Source organism: Nocardia sp. NPDC047038 (genome assembly GCF_040644075.1).
Taxonomy (GTDB): Bacteria; Actinomycetota; Actinomycetes; order Mycobacteriales; family Mycobacteriaceae; genus Nocardia; species Nocardia sichangensis.
Map to the genome: position 1 here is coordinate 1,150,632 of NZ_JBEYVQ010000002.1, position 19,039 is coordinate 1,169,670.

General features: G+C 68.8%; 19 protein-coding genes and 1 tRNA gene. 9 read left to right on the top strand and 11 right to left on the bottom strand.

What is annotated here, in order from left to right:
- Positions 1–100 precede the first annotated feature (100 nt).
- The 3 genes from ABZ824_RS13370 to ABZ824_RS13380 form a co-directional block, all read right to left on the bottom strand.
- Positions 101–174: transfer RNA gene (locus tag ABZ824_RS13370), tRNA-Pro, on the bottom strand.
- A 60-nt stretch (positions 175–234) separates the two neighbouring features.
- Entirely contained in the window at positions 235–906 is a 672-nt protein-coding gene (locus tag ABZ824_RS13375) for a hypothetical protein (RefSeq protein WP_356963456.1), read from the bottom strand.
- A gap of 932 nt (positions 907–1,838) precedes the next feature.
- Positions 1,839–2,801 carry a metallophosphoesterase gene (locus ABZ824_RS13380; RefSeq protein WP_355078682.1) on the bottom strand — a complete coding sequence of 321 codons (963 nt, stop codon included), beginning with the start codon at positions 2,799–2,801 and terminating at the stop codon, positions 1,839–1,841.
- Positions 2,802–2,934: 133 nt separating this feature from the next.
- Here ABZ824_RS13380 and ABZ824_RS13385 point away from each other — a divergent pair, with 133 nt between their 5' ends.
- Positions 2,935–3,399: a GatB/YqeY domain-containing protein gene (locus tag ABZ824_RS13385; RefSeq protein ID WP_355078681.1), complete on the top strand. Its 465-nt coding sequence runs from the start codon at positions 2,935–2,937 to the stop codon at positions 3,397–3,399.
- 55 nt (positions 3,400–3,454) lie between these two features.
- Here ABZ824_RS13385 and ABZ824_RS13390 read toward each other — a convergent pair whose 3' ends face one another.
- Positions 3,455–5,821, bottom strand: a complete 2,367-nt coding sequence (locus ABZ824_RS13390; RefSeq protein WP_355078680.1) for a transglycosylase domain-containing protein — start codon at positions 5,819–5,821, stop codon at positions 3,455–3,457.
- Positions 5,822–6,188: 367 nt separating this feature from the next.
- On the opposite strand from ABZ824_RS13390, the gene ABZ824_RS13395 reads away from it, so the two are divergent.
- Complete coding sequence (locus tag ABZ824_RS13395) at positions 6,189–6,512, top strand: WhiB family transcriptional regulator (protein ID WP_014981178.1); 324 nt, start codon at positions 6,189–6,191, stop codon at positions 6,510–6,512.
- Positions 6,513–6,607: 95 nt separating this feature from the next.
- On the opposite strand, the gene ABZ824_RS13400 is transcribed toward ABZ824_RS13395, so the two are convergent.
- Together ABZ824_RS13400 and ABZ824_RS13405 are read right to left on the bottom strand one after the other, a co-directional pair.
- On the bottom strand, positions 6,608–7,747 hold the full coding sequence (locus ABZ824_RS13400) for an ArsA family ATPase (RefSeq protein ID WP_355078679.1): 1,140 nt from the start codon (positions 7,745–7,747) through the stop codon (positions 6,608–6,610).
- Positions 7,744–8,763, bottom strand: coding sequence for an ArsA-related P-loop ATPase (locus ABZ824_RS13405; RefSeq protein WP_355078737.1), 1,020 nt, complete (start codon positions 8,761–8,763; stop codon positions 7,744–7,746). Before ABZ824_RS13405 ends, ABZ824_RS13400 begins: the two co-directional genes overlap by 4 nt.
- 828 nt (positions 8,764–9,591) lie before the next feature.
- Here ABZ824_RS13405 and ABZ824_RS13410 point away from each other — a divergent pair.
- The 3 genes from ABZ824_RS13410 to ABZ824_RS13420 are packed head-to-tail and all read left to right on the top strand — an operon-like array spanning position 9,592 to position 11,060.
- Entirely contained in the window at positions 9,592–9,753 is a 162-nt protein-coding gene (locus tag ABZ824_RS13410; protein ID WP_085994820.1) for a DUF4177 domain-containing protein, read from the top strand.
- A 17-nt stretch (positions 9,754–9,770) separates the two neighbouring features.
- Positions 9,771–10,229 carry a RidA family protein gene (locus ABZ824_RS13415; protein WP_355078678.1) on the top strand — a complete coding sequence of 153 codons (459 nt, stop codon included), beginning with the start codon at positions 9,771–9,773 and terminating at the stop codon, positions 10,227–10,229.
- A gap of 39 nt (positions 10,230–10,268) precedes the next feature.
- Positions 10,269–11,060 carry an MBL fold metallo-hydrolase gene (locus ABZ824_RS13420; protein WP_356963457.1) on the top strand — a complete coding sequence of 264 codons (792 nt, stop codon included), beginning with the start codon at positions 10,269–10,271 and terminating at the stop codon, positions 11,058–11,060.
- Between the two features lie 63 nt (positions 11,061–11,123).
- Here the strand turns inward: ABZ824_RS13420 and ABZ824_RS13425 are convergent, their stop codons facing one another.
- Together ABZ824_RS13425 and ABZ824_RS13430 are read right to left on the bottom strand one after the other, a co-directional pair.
- Entirely contained in the window at positions 11,124–11,798 is a 675-nt protein-coding gene (locus tag ABZ824_RS13425; RefSeq protein WP_039794544.1) for a Crp/Fnr family transcriptional regulator, read from the bottom strand.
- A 132-nt stretch (positions 11,799–11,930) separates the two neighbouring features.
- On the bottom strand, positions 11,931–12,173 hold the full coding sequence (locus tag ABZ824_RS13430) for a hypothetical protein (RefSeq protein WP_067799616.1): 243 nt from the start codon (positions 12,171–12,173) through the stop codon (positions 11,931–11,933).
- Positions 12,174–12,396: 223 nt separating this feature from the next.
- Here ABZ824_RS13430 and nth point away from each other — a divergent pair, with 223 nt between their 5' ends.
- The 4 genes from nth to ABZ824_RS13450 all read left to right on the top strand — a co-directional run bounded on the left by nth (position 12,397) and on the right by ABZ824_RS13450 (position 15,731).
- Positions 12,397–13,098, top strand: coding sequence for an endonuclease III (nth, locus tag ABZ824_RS13435; protein WP_355078736.1), 702 nt, complete (start codon positions 12,397–12,399; stop codon positions 13,096–13,098).
- Positions 13,095–13,739 carry a TlpA disulfide reductase family protein gene (locus ABZ824_RS13440; protein WP_356963458.1) on the top strand — a complete coding sequence of 215 codons (645 nt, stop codon included), beginning with the start codon at positions 13,095–13,097 and terminating at the stop codon, positions 13,737–13,739. Before nth ends, ABZ824_RS13440 begins: the two co-directional genes overlap by 4 nt.
- Positions 13,740–13,824: 85 nt before the next feature.
- Positions 13,825–14,541 (top strand): CoA pyrophosphatase, encoded by a 717-nt coding sequence (locus ABZ824_RS13445; protein ID WP_355078675.1) that lies wholly within the window; start codon positions 13,825–13,827, stop codon positions 14,539–14,541.
- Positions 14,538–15,731, top strand: coding sequence for a MarP family serine protease (locus ABZ824_RS13450; RefSeq protein ID WP_355078674.1), 1,194 nt, complete (start codon positions 14,538–14,540; stop codon positions 15,729–15,731). The genes ABZ824_RS13445 and ABZ824_RS13450 overlap by 4 nt, the downstream gene beginning before the upstream one ends.
- Before the next feature lie 184 nt (positions 15,732–15,915).
- Here ABZ824_RS13450 and ABZ824_RS13455 read toward each other — a convergent pair whose 3' ends face one another.
- Genes ABZ824_RS13455 through nhaA form a run of 3 tightly spaced genes read right to left on the bottom strand, consistent with a single transcriptional unit; the run spans position 15,916 to position 18,741 of the window.
- Positions 15,916–16,851 carry an alpha/beta hydrolase gene (locus ABZ824_RS13455; RefSeq protein ID WP_355078673.1) on the bottom strand — a complete coding sequence of 312 codons (936 nt, stop codon included), beginning with the start codon at positions 16,849–16,851 and terminating at the stop codon, positions 15,916–15,918.
- A 45-nt stretch (positions 16,852–16,896) separates the two neighbouring features.
- The gene (locus ABZ824_RS13460; RefSeq protein WP_356963459.1) at positions 16,897–17,403 is read right to left on the bottom strand and encodes a phage holin family protein; all 507 of its coding nucleotides are present in this window, start codon (positions 17,401–17,403) and stop codon (positions 16,897–16,899) included.
- Positions 17,404–17,436: 33 nt separating this feature from the next.
- Entirely contained in the window at positions 17,437–18,741 is a 1,305-nt protein-coding gene (gene nhaA, locus ABZ824_RS13465) for a Na+/H+ antiporter NhaA (protein ID WP_356963460.1), read from the bottom strand.
- Positions 18,742–19,039: the final 298 nt, after the last annotated feature.

A 19,039-nucleotide genomic window follows, 5' to 3' on the forward strand; every position in this document is an offset into this window, starting at 1 on the left:
ATTCCCGCATGCGAGCGGACCAACCTACGAAGGGCCGCACAACGGAGAAGGCCCCCGACCGTGAACCGGTCAGGGGCCTTCCCGTCGTCTCAACCACGAGTCGGGGTGACAGGATTTGAACCTGCGACCTCTTCGTCCCGAACGAAGCGCGCTACCAAGCTGCGCCACACCCCGTGAAGCGAACCTGGAGTAGCTTACAACAGGGGTGCCCGAGACGTTAAACCGGCAGGTCAGTCACCCTGCGAGGGGGCGGATGCTGGTGAAGATCTTCTTGGCGGTCTCGGCGTCGAGCGCGTGCGGGACGCCCGTGTCGGCGGCGATCACCATGACGAAGTTGCCCTGATCGTTGGGGAACGCGGCGGTGTAGACGGAGTACGCCTTCGCGCAGCCGGGCTTGGCGTCGGAGACGGTGCCCTTGGTCTCCACGAACATGCCGTGCTGTGATCCGTCCAGCGACGCCAGCGGCATGGGCAGGCCGGGTGTGCCGCCCTGGGTCCCGGTGTAGGCGAGCGTGGCGGTCCTCGTGCCGAGTTCGGTGGCCGCCTTCCCCGGGTCCGATGTGTTCGAGCCGGTCAGGAAAGCTACGGTCCGGGTCGAGCCCGGGCAGTAGCCCTTGCCCTCGCTGGCCAAGCCCTTCCCCGCGACGGCATTCGGTGGCTCGCCGAAGCCGCCGATGGTGCCCTGCGGCGCCACCGTCCAGTCGGCGGGCACGTCGTAGGCGGCGCCGCTGTCGGGTGCTCGGACCACCTGATAGCCGGGGACGACCGGAGTCTTGTCGCCGGAACCTCGCGCGGTCGTCGTCGGGGCCGATCTGGTCGTGGTCCGGGCGGGCGCGCTCGCTGTGGTGGTGTTGAGCGCGTTCACCATCGATGGCGCGGTGCCCTCGGCGGGATCGTTCGTCTTCATGCGGGTGAGGACCACTGCACCGGCAACGAGACCGGCTACCAGCAGCACCGCCAGGCCAACCGACAGAAGGACCTTCCCTCGGCCGCTCCCGCTCGGACGGTTCGGTGGCGGCCCTCCGGCCTGTGGACCATAGCCCGGGTGATATCGGCCATCCGGTGCCGTGCCGTATTGCCCGGGCCCGCCGCCCGGTTGCCACTGTGGGGCCTGTGCCGGTTGGCCGAATCGATCGGCGCTCGGATAGCCGAGCAAGGTCGGTGCCGAATCGCCGGAGCCCGGCGCGGGACCCGGCCCCCCGCAGCCGAAGGGGTCGAGCGCGCCCAGCGGTTGACCGAGCATGGTCGGATCGTTGCGCCCGCCTGTACCGGGGCCGGGACCGCCCTGTGGCGGCCACTGCCCTGAGGGCGTCTGCCCGAGGGACGGGGCCTGCATGGTGGGATCGTTGTGGCCCGACGGTCCGGGTTGCGCGTGACCACCCGACGACGGAGCGAGCAAGGTCGGGTCGTCCTGCGTGCCCTGCGGCCGAGCCGGTGCGGGATCGCCCTGCCCGCCCGGCTGCCACTGGAGTGTGGGTGCGGGCTCTTGGTACGGCTGCCACTGCGTGGCCGGGTCGGGCTGCCACCACTGAGGCGTCGCGCCGTGCTCGGCTGGGCCCGAATGCGGCTGCCCCGGGATCAGGCCGGGCGACCGAGCGCCGCGCTGCCAAGGCGTGCCGGCGGGGCGTCCCGAGTCGTCGGTTCCGCCGGGATGCGCTCCGCTGTGCGGTGGTCGAGCGTCGTTACCGTCCGCCGAGGCGGGAACGGAACGTAATGGAGGGTAGGGCTGTTGCCGAGGAGTCGGCGGCCCGGCGGGCCGTCCCGGAGTCGTCGGGTCGCGCCGGTCGTCGAATCCACTCACAGTTGTCCCCTACCTGCCACACGTCTCGGCAGGGGACATTAGCGGGCGACGGCCTCCGATGCCGACACTCCCTGGCCCGTGTCGGCGCCCGGCCGCTTCGGCGGCGCGGCTACCAGCGTCAACAGGGTCGCCTCCGGGCGGCAGCAGAACCGGTACGGCGCCCACGGCGAGGTGCCGACACCCGCGGAGACGTGCAACTGGGTGTGCTCCCCCCACTTCGACGGACCCTTCACCCGGGACCGGTCGATCCCGCAGTTGGTGACCAGGGCGCCGTAGCCGGGCAGGCACAACTGGCCGCCATGGGTGTGCCCGGCGAGCACCAGGTCGTACCCGTCCTCGGCGAAACGGTCCAGCACTCGGGGCTCAGGGGAGTGGGTGAGGCCGAGCCGCAGGTCGGCCAAGGGATTCGGGGCCCCCGCGACAGTGTCGTACCGGTCGCGCTGCAAGTGCGGGTCGTCCACACCGGCGGTGGCGATGCGGATGCCTGCCACTTCGAGATCGCGGCGCACGTGCGTCAGATCGAGCCAACCGCGCTCGGTGAAAGCCGCACGCAGGTCTTTCCACGGCAGCGGAGCGCCGTAGGTGCGGCGGTGGTCCTTCTTGAAGTACTTCAGTGGGTTCTTCGCCACCGGCGCGAAGTAGTCGTTGCTGCCGAAAACGAAAAGGCCCGGGCGGGAAAGCAATCCGCCGAGGGCCTGAACTACCGCGGGCACCGACTTCTGATGCGAGAGGTTGTCGCCGGTGTTGATCACCAGGTCGGGCTCCAGCCGATCCAGCTCCCGTAGCCACTGCTGCTTGAGCTTCTGTCCCGGCATCATGTGCAGGTCACTGAGGTGGAGCACCCGCAGCGACGACGACCCCGGCGCCAGCACGGGCATGGTCGCCTCCCGTAGGACGAAGGCGTTGCGTTCGACCAGCGAGGCGTAGCCGATTCCGGCCACCGCGGCCCCGGCGGCTCCCAGCGCGGTCGTGCGTACAGCAGAGGTCGAGATCACGGGCATTTGCCCAGCATAGGTGACCTCGCTCAGGAGCGCCGAGTGTGTTTCCGCACAGGCGCCCGTTTTTCCGGCGGGAAATCGGGCCGCGCGGCAAATGTAGTGGGACCGCCGCGTCCCAGCGGCTACCGTGAGCGGCATGTCGGAACTCAAATCGCAGCTGCGGACGGATCTCACCGCCGCGATGAAAGCCAAGGACACGCTGCGCCTTTCCACGTTGCGGATGCTGCTGTCGGCGATTCAGAACGCCGAGGTCGCCGGCTCGGCGGCCCGTGAACTCACCGACGCCGAGGTCGTCTCCGTGCTGCAGAAGGAGTCGAAGAAGCGCAACGAATCCGCCGAGGTCTACACGCAGGCCGGGCGCGGCGAACTGGCGGCGAACGAGCGCGCCGAGGCGCAGATCATCGAGGAGTACCTGCCGACCCAGTTGACCGAGGCCGAGGTCGCCGATCTCGCCGACACCGCGATCGCGCAGGTCGCCGAGGAGATCGGGGAGCGTCCCGGCATGCGGCAGATGGGGCAGGTCATGAAGATCGCCACCGGGCTCGCCGCGGGCAAGGCCGACGGCTCGCGCATCTCGGCCGCGGTGAAAGCGCGGCTGTAGGACGGCGACGCGAAAGGGGCCGCGAACCGTGAGGTTCGCGGCCCCTTTCGCTTGCTCAGCGCGGGATCGGGATCGGGATGGGGATCGGTGGCAGCCGCGGCACGGGCAGCCCGGGGATGCCCGGCGGCGGTGCGGGCGGCCCCGGCGGCGGCGCCGCCCGGACGGTGCCGTCGCTGATGTACAGCGTGATCACCGAGCCGGGGATCGCCGACCCGTTGGGCGCGGTGCCCATGACGGTGCCCTTGGGCCGATCGCCCGCCCCGGTCACCGGCGACACCTGGAAGCCCGCGGCGACCAGCGCCGAGGTGGCCTCGCCCTGGGTCATGCCGACGACATCGGGCACCTGCGCGTTGTTCGCGCCGCGCACGTACTTGTTGTCCAACGGGGGCAACCCGGGCGGCGGGAACAGCGGTATCACCGGCTTGATCGCGTTGAACCAGGTGCGCGCGGGTTCGTTACCGCCGAACAGGTTGCCGTCGCCGCAATTGCGCAGCGGGAACGAGCAGATCTCACCCGGGGTCGGGCTGTCACCGTAGGCGTAGACCGCGGCGGCCAGAGCGTTCGTGAAACCGAGGAAGGCCGAGGAACGGTGGCTTTCGGTGGTACCGGTCTTGCCCGACATCGGGAAGTTCCAGCCCACCGACTGGGCCGCGCCCGCCGCCGTGCCGGAGATGTCGTCCTTGCTCATGGCGTTGGCCAGGGTGTTGGCCAGGCCCGGCTCGACGACCTGCTCACAGGCCTGCTGGGTCAGCGGTACCTGCTTGCCCTGACGGTCGACGACCTCCTTGATCGGGTTCGGCGGGCACCAGCGGCCGCCGGACCCCAGCGTCGCGGCGACGTTGGACAGCTCCAGCGGATTGATCGCGACCGGTCCCAGGGTGAACGAGCCGAGGTTCTGTTCCTTGATCATGTCGGCCAGGCTCTGGTTGCCGTGGCCGGAGGTGCCCGCTTCGGTGAACGAGCGCATGCCGAGCCGGACCGCCATGTCGACGGTCGGGGTGACGCCCACGGCCTGGATCAGCTTGACGAACGCGGTGTTCGGCGACGTCGCCAGCGCTTCGGTCACCGACATGGGCGACTTGTACTTGCCCGCGTTCTCGACGCAGTAGGTGGCGGCCGGGCACCCGCGTGCGCCGCCGTTACCCATCCCCTTGGCCTCGAACCGCCCTGGCACGTCGAGTTGGGCGTCGATGCCGAGACCCTTCTCCATGGCCGCGGCGGTGGTGAAGATCTTGAAGATCGAGCCCGCGCCGTCGCCGACCATCGAGTACGGCTGCGGCTGCACGGTCTCGTTCGCGTCCCGGTTCAGGCCGTAGGTGCGGCTGCTGGCCATCGCGATCACGGGGTGCGTGTCGTGCCCGGGGCCGACCACCGACATGACTTCCGCGATGTTGTCCAGGTTCGGGTTCGCCGCGTCGGTGACCGCTCGTTTCACCGAGTCCTGCACGGCCGGATCGAGGGTGGTCTTGATCAGGTAGCCGCCCTTCTCGATCTGTTCGCGGCTGATCCCGGCGTTGGCCAGGTACTCCAGCGCGTAGTCGCAGAAGAAGCCGCGGTCGTTGGCCGCGATGCAGCCGCGCGGCAGGCCCTTGGGTTCGGGCAGCACGCCCAGCGGCTTGGTCTTCGCCTCGCGGAACTCCTCGGCGCGGCTGGGAATGTTCTGGATCATGGTGTCCAGCACCGTGTTGCGCCTGGCCAGCACGCCGTCCGGGTTGGTGTAGGGGTTCAGTTTGGACGAACTCTGCACCATGCCGGCGAGCATCGCGGCCTGGGAGACGTTCAGTTCGGCCGCGTCCACGCCGAAATAGGTCTTCGCCGCGTCCTGGATGCCGTAGGACGAGTTCCCGAACGGGACGAGGTTGAGATACCTGGTGAGGATCTCGTCCTTGGTCAGCTGACGGTCCAGCGTCAGCGCCATCCGGATCTCCCGGATCTTGCGGGCCGGAGTGGTCTCGATGGCGGCGCGGCGCTCGGCGTCGGTCTTGGCGACCACCAGCAGCTGGAAGTTCTTCACATACTGCTGGTCCAGCGTCGAGGCGCCCTGCTGGACCTCGCCGCTGGCGGAGTTGGTGAGGAACGCGCGTAGCGTGCCCTGCCAGTCGACGCCCTCGTGCTCGGCGAAGCGGCGGTCCTCGATGGACACGATCGCCAGTTTCATGTCGTTGGAGATCCGGTCGCTGGGCACCTCGAAGCGGCGCTGCTCATACAGCCAGGCGATCGGATTGCCCGCCGCGTCGACCATGGTCGAGACCGCGGGCACCGTTCCCTCGACCAGCTCCGAGGAGACGTTGTCGACAGCGTCGGCGGCACGGTTGGAGACGAACCCGAAGCCGCCGGCGAGCGGGAACAACAACCCGGCGACGAGCACGGAGGCCAGCACGCAGCTACCGGCCAGCCGCGCGAGCGTATGTGTGATCGGCACGAATCAAGACTACGGGTTGCCATTCCGGCGTTCTTGGCGGCATTTGTCCGGAGCGCGGAACTGGTTGTTCACGAACCGGAATGGGCGTGTCGCGTGATCGTGCGCGGCGTGTCGCGGGAGGGCGCGAACGCAATCTGCCTGCCCGTCCAGTGCGCGCAGGGCTTTGCAGGGACGGACGTACCAAAAAATCTCGAGGTGGTCTTGCGCAAGCGCCATACCTTTACCTAGATTGAGAACCCAGTGTGATAGAGCTAACACTCAAAGTGGAATGTGGTGCACTTCGCAGCGGGGTTTGGGTGCTGCGCGGTGACAACGCGATTCTGGAGCGCCGTTGACCCGGTGTTCGGACTGCAAAGGGGCACACCAAATGCACATGACAACCCCCATCGCTCGATTGGACGTGGAGCAGGCCGAAGCAAGGATCGCCTGGGTAGCCCAGGCCCGATGCAAGGAAGTGGACCCCGATCAGTTGTTCGTCCGCGGCGCGGCGCAGCGCAAAGCGGCGACGATCTGCAGGCACTGTCCAGTGCTCATGCAGTGTGGTGCCGACGCGCTGGACAATCGCGTCGAGTTCGGTGTGTGGGGCGGCATGACGGAACGGCAGCGTCGCGCCCTGTTGAAGCAGCATCCGGAAGTGACCTCGTGGGCCGATTTCTTCCAGGCCCAGCGCCAGCATCAAGTGGCGATGTAGCCCCGGCGAAATCGAAACAGAGCCCGCGGAAGCGGGCTCAGTTTCGTTTCAGGACTGTTATTTCCGTTCGGAGCAATAGCGGATACGCCTAAGTATCAGGCGGTCGCGCGGGCCGTGCCGGTGAGCTGATCGCCGACGACGCGCAGCGCGTCGAGATCGGACACCTCGAACGGAAGCGCAGTGACCGACACGATCGGCACCCGCGGATGCGCGCCGGTGAAGCGGTGCAGCAAATGCTGTTCCCGCTTGTCGGTGGCGACCCGGCGGGCGTGCACCCGCAACACCGCCGCGGTGAGCGGATCGGAGTCCGCCACCTGGTCGGCGGCGGTGAGCGCGTGATCGGCCGACAGCGAGCTCAGCACGGGATGGGTGCGGTTGAGCACCAGACCCGCCAGCGGCATGCGCTCGGTGGAGAGGCGGTCGACGAAGAACGAGGCCTCGCGCAGCGCGTCCGGCTCCGGCGCCGCCACCACGAGGAAATGCGTGCCCGGCTTCGACAGCATCGCGAAGGTGCGCTCGGCCCGCTCCTGGAAGCCGCCGAACAACGACTCCAAGGATTGCAGGAAGTTCGACGCGTCCTTGAGCATCTGTCCTCCGACGACGGTCGACACACCGCGCACCGCCAGGCTCATCGCGCCGGTCACGAGCCGGGTCACGCCACGGCCGGGAGCCATGATCACCCGGATCATCCGGCCGTTGAGGAAGTTGCCCAGTCGCTTGGGGGCGTCCAGGAAGTCGAGGGCGTTGCGCGACGGCGGGGTGTCGACCACGATCAGGTCCCACTCGCCGCGATGGGCCAGTTGACCCAGCTTCTCCATCGCCATGTATTCCTGTGTGCCGCCGAAGGAGGAGGCGACCGTCTGATAGAAGGGGTTGGCGAAGATCTGCTCCGCTTTCTCTCCGCTGGTGTGCTCGAGCACCATGTCGTCGAACGTGCGACGCATGTTGAGCATCATCGCGTGCAGCTCGCCCTTGGCCTCCGGCCCCAGGGCCACCCGCTGCGGGTTGTTGCCGAGGTCGGCGACGCCCAGTGACTGCGCAAGCCTGCGCGCCGGGTCGATGGTGAGCACCACGACCTTGCGCCCCTCTTCGGCGGCGCGCAGGGCGATAGCGGCGGCGGTGGTCGTCTTGCCGACGCCGCCGGAACCGCAGCAGACCACCACGCGCGCGGACGGGTCGGCGATGATCCGCGAAATATTCAGCGGGGCAGCCGGGGGATGGGTCGGCATGCTCATCGGACTCCCTGTGCGGTGAGGTGTTCGGCTAGTTCGTACAGGCCGCCCAGGTCCATTCCGTCGGGCAGGGCGGGCAGGTAGAGCCGGGAGATGTCGACCTTCGCCAGTTCTTCGGCGCTGTCGTCCTGTGCTTGCAGAGTCGCGGAGTGCTCGATCGTTTCGGTGAGCAGCCCCTGGAAGTCGCTGTCGGGGAGGTTTATCCCCGCGGAGTCGAGGCCCGCGCGGACGGCGTCGGCGTCCAGGTGGCCCTGCGCGGCGCGGGCGCGCAGCTCGGGCGGGAGCTGGCCCTCGGTCGCCCGGTTCACGATGACGGTGCCGATGCGCAGGTCCGCGGCGGTGAGCTCGGCGACGGCGTCGGCGGTTTCCTGTACCGGCAGCGCCTCCAGCAGCGTGACCAGATGGATCATGGTCTGGTCGGAATGCAGCAACTGCGAGACGCCCTCGGCCTGCGAGGCGATCGGCCCGCCCTTGGCCACCTCGGCCATCGCCTTGGTGACGTCGAGGAAGCCTGCGATCCGGCCGGTGGGCGGTGCGTCGACCACGATCTCGTCGTAGACCCGCTTGCCGGACTTGTCCACGCGAACCGCGCACTCCTTGATCTTGCCGGTCAGGATGACGTCCCGCAGACCGGGCGCGATCGTGGTGACGAACTCGATGGCGCCCATCCTGCGCATCGCGCGGCCCGCGAAGCCGAGGTTGTAGAACATGTCCAGGTATTCGAGGAAGGCGTGCTCGATGTCCAGCGCCAGCGCGACCACCTCGCCGCCGCCGTCCGCGGTGGCGATGCGTGTCTCGGTCGGCGGCAGCGGCGGCAGATCGAACAGCTGCGCGATCGATTGTCTGCTCTCCACCTCCACCAACAGCACCCGGCGCCCGCCCGCGGCGAGCGCCAAGGCCAGCGCCCCGGCAACCGTCGACTTGCCCGTGCCTCCCTTGCCGGAGACGTAGTGCAAGCGGGCCTGTTCAGCGCGCTTCGGCCACCTTGCGCCCACTTCCGGCTCCTCCGAAAGCGGCACTGCTGTTGGTACTCCCACGATCGCGAGCCTATAACTGGTTCGCCGCCGCGGGGCACGGGCCGTACCAGACGGGCTGATCCAAAAGCGGTTCCCAGCCCTGCCCCCGCCACCGCAATAAGTTGCGGGCACACTCCGCGAGCCGCCGATAACCACACGAAATCAGTCGCCGAACCAGCAGATCTCCCCTCACCGACACAGGCGCCGGTAGCGGGCGATCGTGCCGACCCCACCGAGCCGGGTGAGACAGACCACTCATTCGCGGTACGCCCCGGACCGCCCGGCCGCCGTGCCCGCGCCGGGGTCGAAAAGCGCTCCGGCCAAGCAATAGAACCACCGCGAATCCGTGTTATGCGACTCCGCTCCCCATGCGCCAAGCGCACCGCAACCACAGGTTCGAGCGAAGCGAGACCGAGCCTGTCCGTAGTCGGCATACGTTCCGACTGCGCCGCGCCAGGTGAGACAGACCACTCATTCGCGGTGCGCCTCGGACCGCCCGGCCGCCGCGCCTGTGGCGAGGTCGAGTAATGCCCCCGCCAGTCCATAAAACCACTGCGAAACCCCGGGAGACCGCAACCCCGAATCCGGGGTGATTGCAACCGCGAACCGAGGTAGTGCGGCTCCACTCCCCACGCGCCCAGCGCACCGCAACCACGTCTTTCGAGCGAAGCGAGACCGAGCCTGTTCCGTTCGCGGCCCGGCTCGCGTTTGCGCGGCCGCCGCGTCCGCGACGAAGTCGCCAGCGGCGGTCGCGCAAACGCGAGCCACAAAGGGGCCGCGAACACGCAGCGCCGAAGGCGCTGCAAATCAGACACAGCTACGCTCTCGCACATGAGTGATACGACCTTGTGGGAGTACGCGACCGTGCCGCTGCTGACGCATGCGACGAAGCAGATTCTCGATCAGTGGGGCGCCGACGGCTGGGAGCTGGTCACCGTGCTGCCCGGCCCTACCGGTGAGCAGCACGTCGCCTATCTCAAGCGGCCCAAGTAGCGAAGGAGGGTGACGCAGTGACCCAGTGGGAGAAGAACCTCGCCGAGCTCGGAATCACCCTGCCCCCGGTCGTGGCACCGGTCGCGGCCTATATTCCCGCGATCCGCACCGGGTCGCTCGTCTATACCTCCGGTCAGCTGCCGTTCGTGAACGGCGAGCTGTCGGCGGTCGGCAAGGTCGGCGCGGAGGTTTCGGTGGAGGCGGCCAAGGAAGCGGCTCGGCTGTGCGCGCTCAACGCGCTGGCCGCGGTGCACGACCTGGTCGGGCTGGACGCGGTGGTGCGGATCGTCAAGGTGGTCGGATTCGTGGCTTCGGCACCCGGATTCGGCGATCAGCCGGTGGTGATCAACGGTGCGTCGGAGTTCCTCGGTCAGGTCTTCGGTGACGCGGGCAAGCACGCGCGCTCGGCCGTCGGCGTCTCCGAACTTCCCCGGAATACTCCGGTCGAAGTCGAACTGATCGCCGAGGTGCGCTAGACCGGAACTGTCGGCTCCGTTTCTATCCGAGGTTTTGCGATGACGTTGACACACCCCGCCTACGGGCAGCTCCGACAGGTCACCGAGACGGCGGCGGTGCTGCTCGCCGACAATCCGGGACAGATGACCCTGGAGGGAACCAACACCTGGATCCTGCGGGCGGCGGGCCGGTCGGACTGTGTGGTGGTGGACCCGGGTCCGAAGGACGAGTCGCACAGCGCCGCGATCGCCGAGGCCACCGGTGGCCGGGTCGCTCTCACCTTGATCACCCACCACCACCACGACCACACCGGCGGGATCGATCATCTGGTCGAACTGACCGGGACATCCGTGCGCGCCAAGGATTCCGGCTTTCTGCGCGGCTCGGCTGCCGCCTTCGCCGACGGCGAGGTGATCGAGGCCGCGGGCCTGCGGATCACCGTGCTGGAAACGCCGGGCCACACCGACGACTCGGTCAGTTTCGTCCTCGATGACGCGGTGCTGACCGGCGACACCATCCTCGGCGCCGGTACCACCGTGCTCGGGTCAGGCAGTGGTGCGCTGGCCGACTATCTGTCCTCGCTGGACCGGCTGCTGGAAGCGGGCAAGGGCAAGGCGTTGCTGCCCGCGCACGGCCCGGATCATCCTGATCTCGAACCGGTGGCCCGCTACTACATCGCCCATCGGCACGAGCGCCTCGGCCAGGTGCGGGAAGCGTTGCGGGTGCTCGGTTCGGATGCGGACGCGATGGCGGTCGTACGGCGCGTGTACGCCGATGTGGACGAGCGGCTGTGGCCCGCGGCGCGCAGTTCGGTGCAGGCGCAGCTGGACTACCTGCGCGTGCACGGCTGACAGGAACAACGGAACGCCGGGTTCAGTGGAGCGCTGAACCCGGCGTTCGTCGTTCGGGGCGTGTTACCGGGCGCGGCGGGCCAGGCGCTCGGAGTCGGAGATGAGCACGCTCTTGCCCTCCAGCCGCAGCCAGCCGCGATGCGCGAAGTCGGCGAGCGCCTTGTTCACGGTCTCGCGGGAGGCGCCGACCAGCTGGGCGATCTCCTCCTGGGTCAGGTCGTGGGTGACCCGCAGCGCGCCGGCTTCCTGCGTGCCGAAGCGCTGTGCGAGCTGCAACAGCGCCTTGGCGACGCGGCCGGGCACGTCGGTGAAGATCAGGTCGGCCAGGTTGTTGTTGGTCCGGCGCAGGCGGCGGGCGAGGACGCGGAGCAGTTGCTCGGCGATCTCGGGCCGCTGGTCGATCCAGGTCTTGAGGGCGTCGCGGTCCATCGTCACCGCGCGCACCTCGGTCACCGTGGTGGCGGTGGAAGTGCGCGGACCTGGGTCGAAGATGGACAGCTCGCCGAACATGTCGGACGGGCCCATGATGGTCAGCAGATTCTCGCGCCCATCGGGCGAACGGCGTCCGATCTTCACCTTGCCGGACGTGATGATGTACAGCCGGTCACCCGGCTCACCCTCGTTGAAGATGACATGACCGCGCGGGAAATCAACCGGCTGAAGTTGCTTGGCGAGGGCGGCCACCGCAGTGGGCTCGACGCCCTGGAAGATGCCTGCTCTGGCGAGGGCCTCGTCCACGAATGTGCTCCTTAGGGAAATGGCTCTGTACCGGACCGAAGCGACTCGGCCAACAGCGCAGTCTACGCGGCCTCACTACAGCGTAGTGACGGACACCACGTAACGAGTGGATTGCGCGACACTTGCGCCGCGTCAGCTGGCGCGGGCCACGTCCATCTCATCGCCGCGGGAGCGGCGCTTGCGCATCCGGGCGACGGCGGCGGGCAGACCGAGTTTGGTCAGCTCCTTCACCTCGGCGTTGCTTGCCTTGTCCAGGTACTGCTGAACCTCTTCGTCGGGTTCGAGAAGCTTGCGGAGCCGGTTCTCGACCCGCTCCATACCCAGTGCGAACAGCATCAGCACCACTGGGAAGAGCACCACAGCGAGTCCTTGCATGACGAGCAGTAAACACGGTCGAGGTCTCAGATGGAACACGGCAACTGAACTGGAAGGACAACGTTGTCTGCCGATTCCGTATGGTGGACGCGTGCGCGTCTCCCCCTCCACCGCCTCCGGGAACGGGCTTCCGCCCGGCTCCGAGCCCTCCGGAACGCCGCCGGTCGCCGCCGCGGCTCCGAATCGGAAAACCAGGGCACGACAGGCGGAAACCCGGCTCGGGCTGGTCCGCCGCGCGCGCCGGATGAACCGTGAACTGGCGACCGCCTTCCCCGACGCGCACTGCGAGCTGGATTTCACCACACCGCTGGAATTGGCGGTGGCGACAATACTTTCGGCACAATGCACCGACGAGCGCGTGAATCTCACCACGCCCGCGGTGTTCGCCCGTTACCCGGACGCGCGGGCCTACGCCGAGGCAAATCGCGCGGAGCTGGAGGAATACATCCGGCCGACCGGGTTCTACCGGAACAAGACCTCCTCCCTGATCGGACTCGGCCAAGCGCTGCTGGAACGTCACGACGGTGAATTGCCTCACACCCTGACCGAACTGGTCCAGCTCCCCGGCATCGGGCGCAAGACCGCCAACGTCATCCTCGGTAACGCGTTCGGGGTCCCCGGCATCACGGTCGACACCCATTTCGGTCGCCTGGTGCGCCGGTGGGGATGGACCGACGAGGAGGACCCGGTCAAAGTCGAGCACATCGTCGGCGCGCTGATCGAGCGCAAGGAATGGACGATGCTGTCGCACCGGGTGATCTTCCACGGACGGCGCGTCTGCCATTCCCGCAAGCCGGCGTGCGGTGCGTGCGTCCTGGTCAAAGACTGTCCGTCGTTCGGGATCGGGCCGACCGATCCGGAGGCCGCGGCCAAGTTGGTGAAGGGGCCGGAGCGGGAGCATCTGCTCGAGCTGGTGGGCCGGTGAGTTCTGAGCCCTCGGGCCGAAGGAGTGCGGGACATGCGTGGCGCTGGGCACTTGCCGGTCTGATCGTCGTGGTCGCGCTGGCGGTCGCGGTGTGGCCGCGCGGCGACGACCGGACCGAGGAGCAACACCAGGCTCCCGTTGCCTCCGGCGTCTCCGATGACCTGCGCGCCGCCGCCCATCTGCCCGACTGCCCGAGCGGCGCGGCCCCCGGCAACGGTCCGCTGGCCGGGATAACGCTGGGATGTCTGGCGGACGGCGAACCGGTCGACCTGGCCGCCGCGCTGGCGGGCAAGCCCGCCCTGCTGAATCTCTGGGCCTACTGGTGCGCACCGTGCGCCAGAGAGTTGCCGTATTTGCAGCAATACGCCCAACGCGCCGGAAACGCGATTACGGTGCTGACCGTGCACAGCGACCCTGATGAGGCCAAGGCACTGTCCCGTTTGCGCGGACTGGACGTGAGATTGCCCGGCGTGCTCGACGCCGACGCGCGAGTGCGCACGGTCGTCGGCGCCCCCTCGGTGCTGCCGATCTCGGTGCTTGTGCGTGCCGACGGCTCGATAGCCGACGTCGAGGTGCGCGCTTTCGACGGGGTGGATGACATCGCGAATACCGTCGCGGGCAAGCTCGGAGTGGCCGCATGACGATGCGGGTGGACGAATCAATGGTGGAGGTGACGGTGCGGGCGTGCACGCGGGTCGGTGGGCGAATGCGCGGGGGAGGTGCGCGATGACCATCGAAATGCCCCCCGGCATCCCGAACTGGCTGACCCGCTCGGCCGAACCGGCCCTCGACAGCGCCGACACCGCGACCAGGGCGCGTGCGCTGCGCCGCGCCATGACCGTGACCTCGAAGCCGCGTCAAGCGGCGGTGCTCGTGCTGTTCGGCGGCTCGCCGGAGCCCGACCCGGACGCCCCCGGCGGACTGCCCGCCGACGCGGAGGTGCTGCTCACCCAGCGCGCCTCCACCCTGCGTCAGCATCGCGGCCAGGTGGCCTTCCCCGGTGGCGCCGCGGACCCGGGCGATGCCGGGCCGATCGATACCGCGCTGCGGGAGGCGTGCGAGGAAACCGGCCTCGACCGTTCCGGCGTGGAACCGTTCGCGGTACAACCCAAGCTGTTCGTGCCGGTCTCTCGTTTCGACGTGACGCCGGTGCTCGCGTACTGGCGTACGCCGGGTGCGGTGCAGGTGGTCGACCGGAGCGAGACCGAGCGGGTCGTGCGCGTGCCGCTCGCGCAGCTGCTGGATCCGGCCAACCGCTTCCTGGTTCGCAGCCCCCTCGGTTATCAGAGCCCGGCGTTCCAGGTGGACGGGATGCTGGTCTGGGGCCTGACCGGCGGCATCCTCGCCGGGATCAGCAAGGCCGCGGGCTGGGATCGCGAGTGGGACCACGCGGACGTCCGTGATCTGCAGACCGCACTCGCCGCCGTGGGGATGACGTTATGAGTTCGTCGGCCTGGCTCGACATCGCCGTCGTGCTACTGGCCCTGCTCGCCGCTTCTTCGGGCTGGCGGCAGGGCGCGGTGGCCTCCGCGCTCGCCTTCCTCGGCGTGGTGCTCGGCGCGGTCGCGGGCATCCTGATCGCGCCGCACATCCTGGTGCACGTCGACGAGGGCCGCACCAGGGTGCTCACCGGCGTGCTGCTCATCGTGGTGCTGGTGATCGTCGGTGAAGTCGCGGGCATGGTGCTCGGGCGCGCGGCGCGCAGCGGCATGCGTCATCCGTTCACGCGCAGCGTGGACAGCGTGGTCGGCGCGGGGCTGCAGGCGGTCGCCGTGCTGGTCACCGCGTGGTTGCTGGCACTGCCGCTGGCCACCTCGTCACAGCCGGCCATCGCGACCGCGATCAACGGCTCGCGGGTGCTGGCCGACGTCAACGACGTCGCGCCGAACTGGCTGCGCAAGCTGCCCAACGAATTCTCCAAGCTGCTCAACACCTCCGGTCTGCCGGACGTGATCGGGCCGTTCGGGCGGGCGCCGATCGCCGCGGTGGAACCACCGGATCCGAGCGTGCTGGCCAGCCCGGTCGCCGCCTCGCTGCAGCAGAGCGTGCTGCGGATCCGCGGTGTCGCGCCGAGTTGCCAGCGGGCGCTGGAGGGCTCGGGCTTCGTGATCGCCCCGGAGCGCGTGATGACCAACGCTCACGTCGTCGCGGGCACGACGAGCGTCGACGTGGACACCGCCTACGGCTCGCTGCCCGCTTCGGTGGTGCTGTTCGACCCGTTCACCGACGTCGCGGTGCTCTCGGTACCCGGACTCACCGCTCCGGTCGTGCCGCAGGCGCCGTCGCCCGCGCGTACCGGCGACAGCGCCATCGTGCTCGGCTACCCGGGCGGTGGCCGGTACACCGCGAGCGCGGCCCGGATCCGCGAGACTCTGGATCTGACCGGCCCGAACATCTACCGCGACGGAACGGTGAAGCGTGAGGTGTACACCGTCCGCGGGCTCGTCCAAGCGGGCAATTCCGGTGGGCCGCTGGTGGATACCGAAGGGCAGGTGCTCGGGGTCGTCTTCGGCGCCGCGGTGACCGACAACGACACCGGTTATGTGCTGACGCTCAACGAAGTCCGCTCGGAACTCGAAGCTTCGCAGCGTTCCGATGGGCCGGTGGCCACGGGGGCCTGTGTGCTGAGCTGATCCGCGACGCGGGTCGGCCGTACCACCGGAACGGAGCCGTGGTATTCCGATGTCGCGGAACTCGTTCCGCTGCAGGGCTTGGTCGCGACGTGGGAAGGCGGAAGCGCGGGATCGGTGTGGGTACGCGCTTTCATCGAATCGAGACCCGGCCGCGAACCCGTGGCCGGGCCGGAACGTGAAGCGTTCAGCCGAGGAGTTTGACCAGTTCCTTCGTCACGGCGTCCGGGTTCTCCTGGTGGGCGAAGTGCCCGGCCGCCGGGATACCGGCCAGCCGCCGCTCCGGCGAGAGATGGAGGTCGCGGCGGAAGGTGCCCGGCAGTACGTACGGGTCCAGCTCGCCGCGCATGGCCAGGACGGGGATGCGGATGGGTTGGCGCATGGTCGCCATGAACCGGCGGCCGTCCGGACGCCACTGGCTGCGGAAGGCCCAGCGCTGGTACTCCAGTGCGCAATGCGCGGCGCCGGGGATCCGGATCGCCGACCGCATCCGCTGTGCGGTGTCGACGAATTCGGCGGTGTTCGCCCACCCCGCGCTGACCCGTTGGCGCAGCAGCCGTTCCACTTCGAAGCCGTCGGCGGTGGTCAACAAGTGCTCGCCGTACCGGGGGAGCTGGTAGCGAAGGAAGTTCGGCAGCCAGGCCGCGCGCTGGCGGCGGTTGCGCAGCACGGAGCTTTTCAACGCCGACGGATGCGGCGAGCCCACCAGCGCGATCGAGCGAACCAAGCGCGGATGCAGCACCGCCGTGGTCCAGCAGACCAGACCACCCTCGGCGTGCCCGGCGAGCGTCGCCTCGGTGTAGCCCAGCGCCCGGATCAGCCCGGCGACGTCACCGGCGAGCGTCCAGCCGTCGTAACCGCGCGGCGGCTTGTCGCTGTCGCCGTAGCCGCGCAGGTCGACGGCCACGGTGCGGTAGCCGAGCTCGGCCAGGCCGGTCAGTTGGTGCCGCCAGGACCACCAGAAGTCGCCGAAGCCGTGCAGCAACACGACCAGCGGTGCGTCGGACCGTTCGGGCGCCGCGTCCACGACGTGGAAGCGGATGCCGTTGGCGTGCACGTCCCTATGCGTCCACGGTCCGTCGTAACGGACGCTGGACGGATCCGGGAGCAAGTTCGCCGACACGCCGATCGAGCCTAGTAGCCGCCGTACCGGCTCGCGCACGCGCGCCTAGGAAGTCTGCTTCTCCAGGGCGAGGCGGTCCTCGTGCGCGGCCGCGCCCAAGCCGTGCGGCAGCACCGTGCGCGCCTGCTTGAGCGAATCGATCGTCTTCTCCGGCGCGCGCAGTTTCTTCACCCGCCGGTAGCCGAGGAACGCCAGTACCGCGGTGGCGACGACCATGAGCAGGAAGACGATCAGGAAGGCCGCCCAGCGCGCCAGCCACACGTCGAGCAGTTCGCCGAGGAAGAAGAAAAAGAAGAACGTGCTGAACAGCAGCACGGTGAGCGCGAGGATGAAGTAGACGCTGCCCTGCAGGCCCTTCTTGATCTCGCCGGTGACCTCGGCCTTGGCCAGTTCGACCTCGGCGCGGACCAGGGTCGACATCTGCTCGGCGGCGTCGCGTACCAGCGTCCCGAAACTGGCGTTGCCGAGCGGATCGGCATCCGTGAGGGGAATGGAGGTGACCGTACGACCGCGCTCCGCGTCGCTCCCGTTACCGCCGTGGTTGAAACTCACTTGGTCGACCCTTCTCCCTGTCCCGGCACTGCTTCAACTCCCGTTCGATCGGCGGTGCTCCCGGTGCCCTCCGTGGTCACGCAGGCTACCGCCTCCGGGCGGATCGCTCGCGCCGCCGTATTGTTCACGTTGTAGCGCACGGGCGTCCCGCCGAGCCTGGTGGACACGCCCACGCCGCAACAGTAGCGCCGAACCGGCGAGCGACGCCGCCATTGATGTCACCAACACAGCGGCCTTCGCCAACTCGACGGCCGACCCGTCCGCGACATCGGCGAGCGCGAGTTCCGCCACGAGAAGGCTAACCGTGAAGCCGATCGCGCCGAGCACCGAGAGGGCGAACATGTCCCGCCAGCCGAGTCCGCTGGGCCGCGTCGCGACGCCCAACCGGATTGCCACCCAGCTCATCCCGAAAATCCCGAGCGGTTTGCCCACCAGCAGGCCGAGAATCACGGCCAGCGCGAGCCGGTCGGTGAACAACTCACCGAAGACCGTGGGATTCAACGGGACTCCGGAGGCGAACAGGGCGAACAGCGGAACGCACAACCCGGCGGAGACCGGCTGGAAGATGTGCTCGAGCCGGGTGGCAGGCGCTTCGGATTCACCGGGATCCGCACGCACCCGGGTGAGCAGGCCGAGGGCGACACCCGCCAGGGTGGGATGGATGCCCGCCTCGTGCAGCGCGTACCAGGACACCAACGCCAGCGGCACGTAGAGCAACGGAGTGCGGATTCGCGCGCGTTGCCCCGATGCCCACCCGGCGAAGCATCCGGCGGCGACGAGCAGCCACAGCAGCGACACCGTCGTGGTGAACAGCACCGCGATCAGGACGATGGCCATCAGGTCGTCGACCACGGCCAGGCTGAGGAGGAAGACCCGCGCGCCCGTAGGGATGCGTGAACCGGTCAGCGCCAGGACGGCGAGCGCGAACGCGATGTCGGTGGCGACGGGGATGGCCCAGCCACGGTCCATGCCGGGGATCCCGAACCCGACCACCGCCGCGATCAGCGCGGGCGTCACCACGCCGCCGATCGCCGCGATGACCGGCAGCGTGGCGCATCTGCGGTCGGCGAGTTCGCCGACGACCAGTTCGCGTTTGAGCTCCAGGCCTGCGACGAAGAAGAACACCGCGAGCAGACCGTCCTCGGTCCACTCGGCCAGGGTCAGTTCCAGATGCAGCGGCGGTATCGCGACGACCGTCTCGGTGATCGTCAGATAACTGGCTCCCCACGGCGAGTTCACCCACAGCAACGCTCCGGCCGCCGCGATCAGGAGGAGTGCGCCGCCGAAGGTTTCCGTGCGGAGGTAGCGGGACAGTTCCGAGCGCACTCGCGTGATCACGGGAAACCTTTCGGCCGGTGGTCGGGCGGCGCGGACGCGGCACCCACCGGCGTCGGCTGAACGGGTGCGCGACCACTCGCCGACCAGACTTCCCGGCACACCTGACGCAATCTTAACGGGTGCGGCCGGTACCGGGTCCCGGCACCGGCCGCGCTCAGCGCTGTGTGATCAGCCCTTGCCCGCCCGGATCGCCTCGAAGACGCTCGGGTCGACGAGGGTGGAGGTGTCGCCGAGTTCGCGTCCTTCGGCGACGTCGCGCAGGAGTCGGCGCATGATTTTGCCGCTGCGGGTTTTGGGG

What these genes read in the sequence shown, in the direction of transcription:
- ABZ824_RS13430 (WP_067799616.1), bottom strand. Translation starts at nt 12,173, where the DNA reads ATGCAAGGACTCGCTGTGGTGCTCTTCCCAGTGGTGCTGATGCTGTTC.
- ABZ824_RS13385 (WP_355078681.1), top strand. Translation starts at nt 2,935, where the DNA reads ATGTCGGAACTCAAATCGCAGCTGCGGACGGATCTCACCGCCGCGATG.
- ABZ824_RS13420 (WP_356963457.1), top strand. Translation starts at nt 10,269, where the DNA reads ATGACGTTGACACACCCCGCCTACGGGCAGCTCCGACAGGTCACCGAG.
- ABZ824_RS13450 (WP_355078674.1), top strand. Translation starts at nt 14,538, where the DNA reads ATGAGTTCGTCGGCCTGGCTCGACATCGCCGTCGTGCTACTGGCCCTG.
- ABZ824_RS13445 (WP_355078675.1), top strand. Translation starts at nt 13,825, where the DNA reads ATGACCATCGAAATGCCCCCCGGCATCCCGAACTGGCTGACCCGCTCG.
- ABZ824_RS13410 (WP_085994820.1), top strand. Translation starts at nt 9,592, where the DNA reads ATGAGTGATACGACCTTGTGGGAGTACGCGACCGTGCCGCTGCTGACG.
- ABZ824_RS13395 (WP_014981178.1), top strand. Translation starts at nt 6,189, where the DNA reads ATGCACATGACAACCCCCATCGCTCGATTGGACGTGGAGCAGGCCGAA.
- ABZ824_RS13400 (WP_355078679.1), bottom strand. Translation starts at nt 7,747, where the DNA reads ATGAGCATGCCGACCCATCCCCCGGCTGCCCCGCTGAATATTTCGCGG.
- ABZ824_RS13375 (WP_356963456.1), bottom strand. Translation starts at nt 906, where the DNA reads ATGAAGACGAACGATCCCGCCGAGGGCACCGCGCCATCGATGGTGAAC.
- ABZ824_RS13380 (WP_355078682.1), bottom strand. Translation starts at nt 2,801, where the DNA reads ATGCCCGTGATCTCGACCTCTGCTGTACGCACGACCGCGCTGGGAGCC.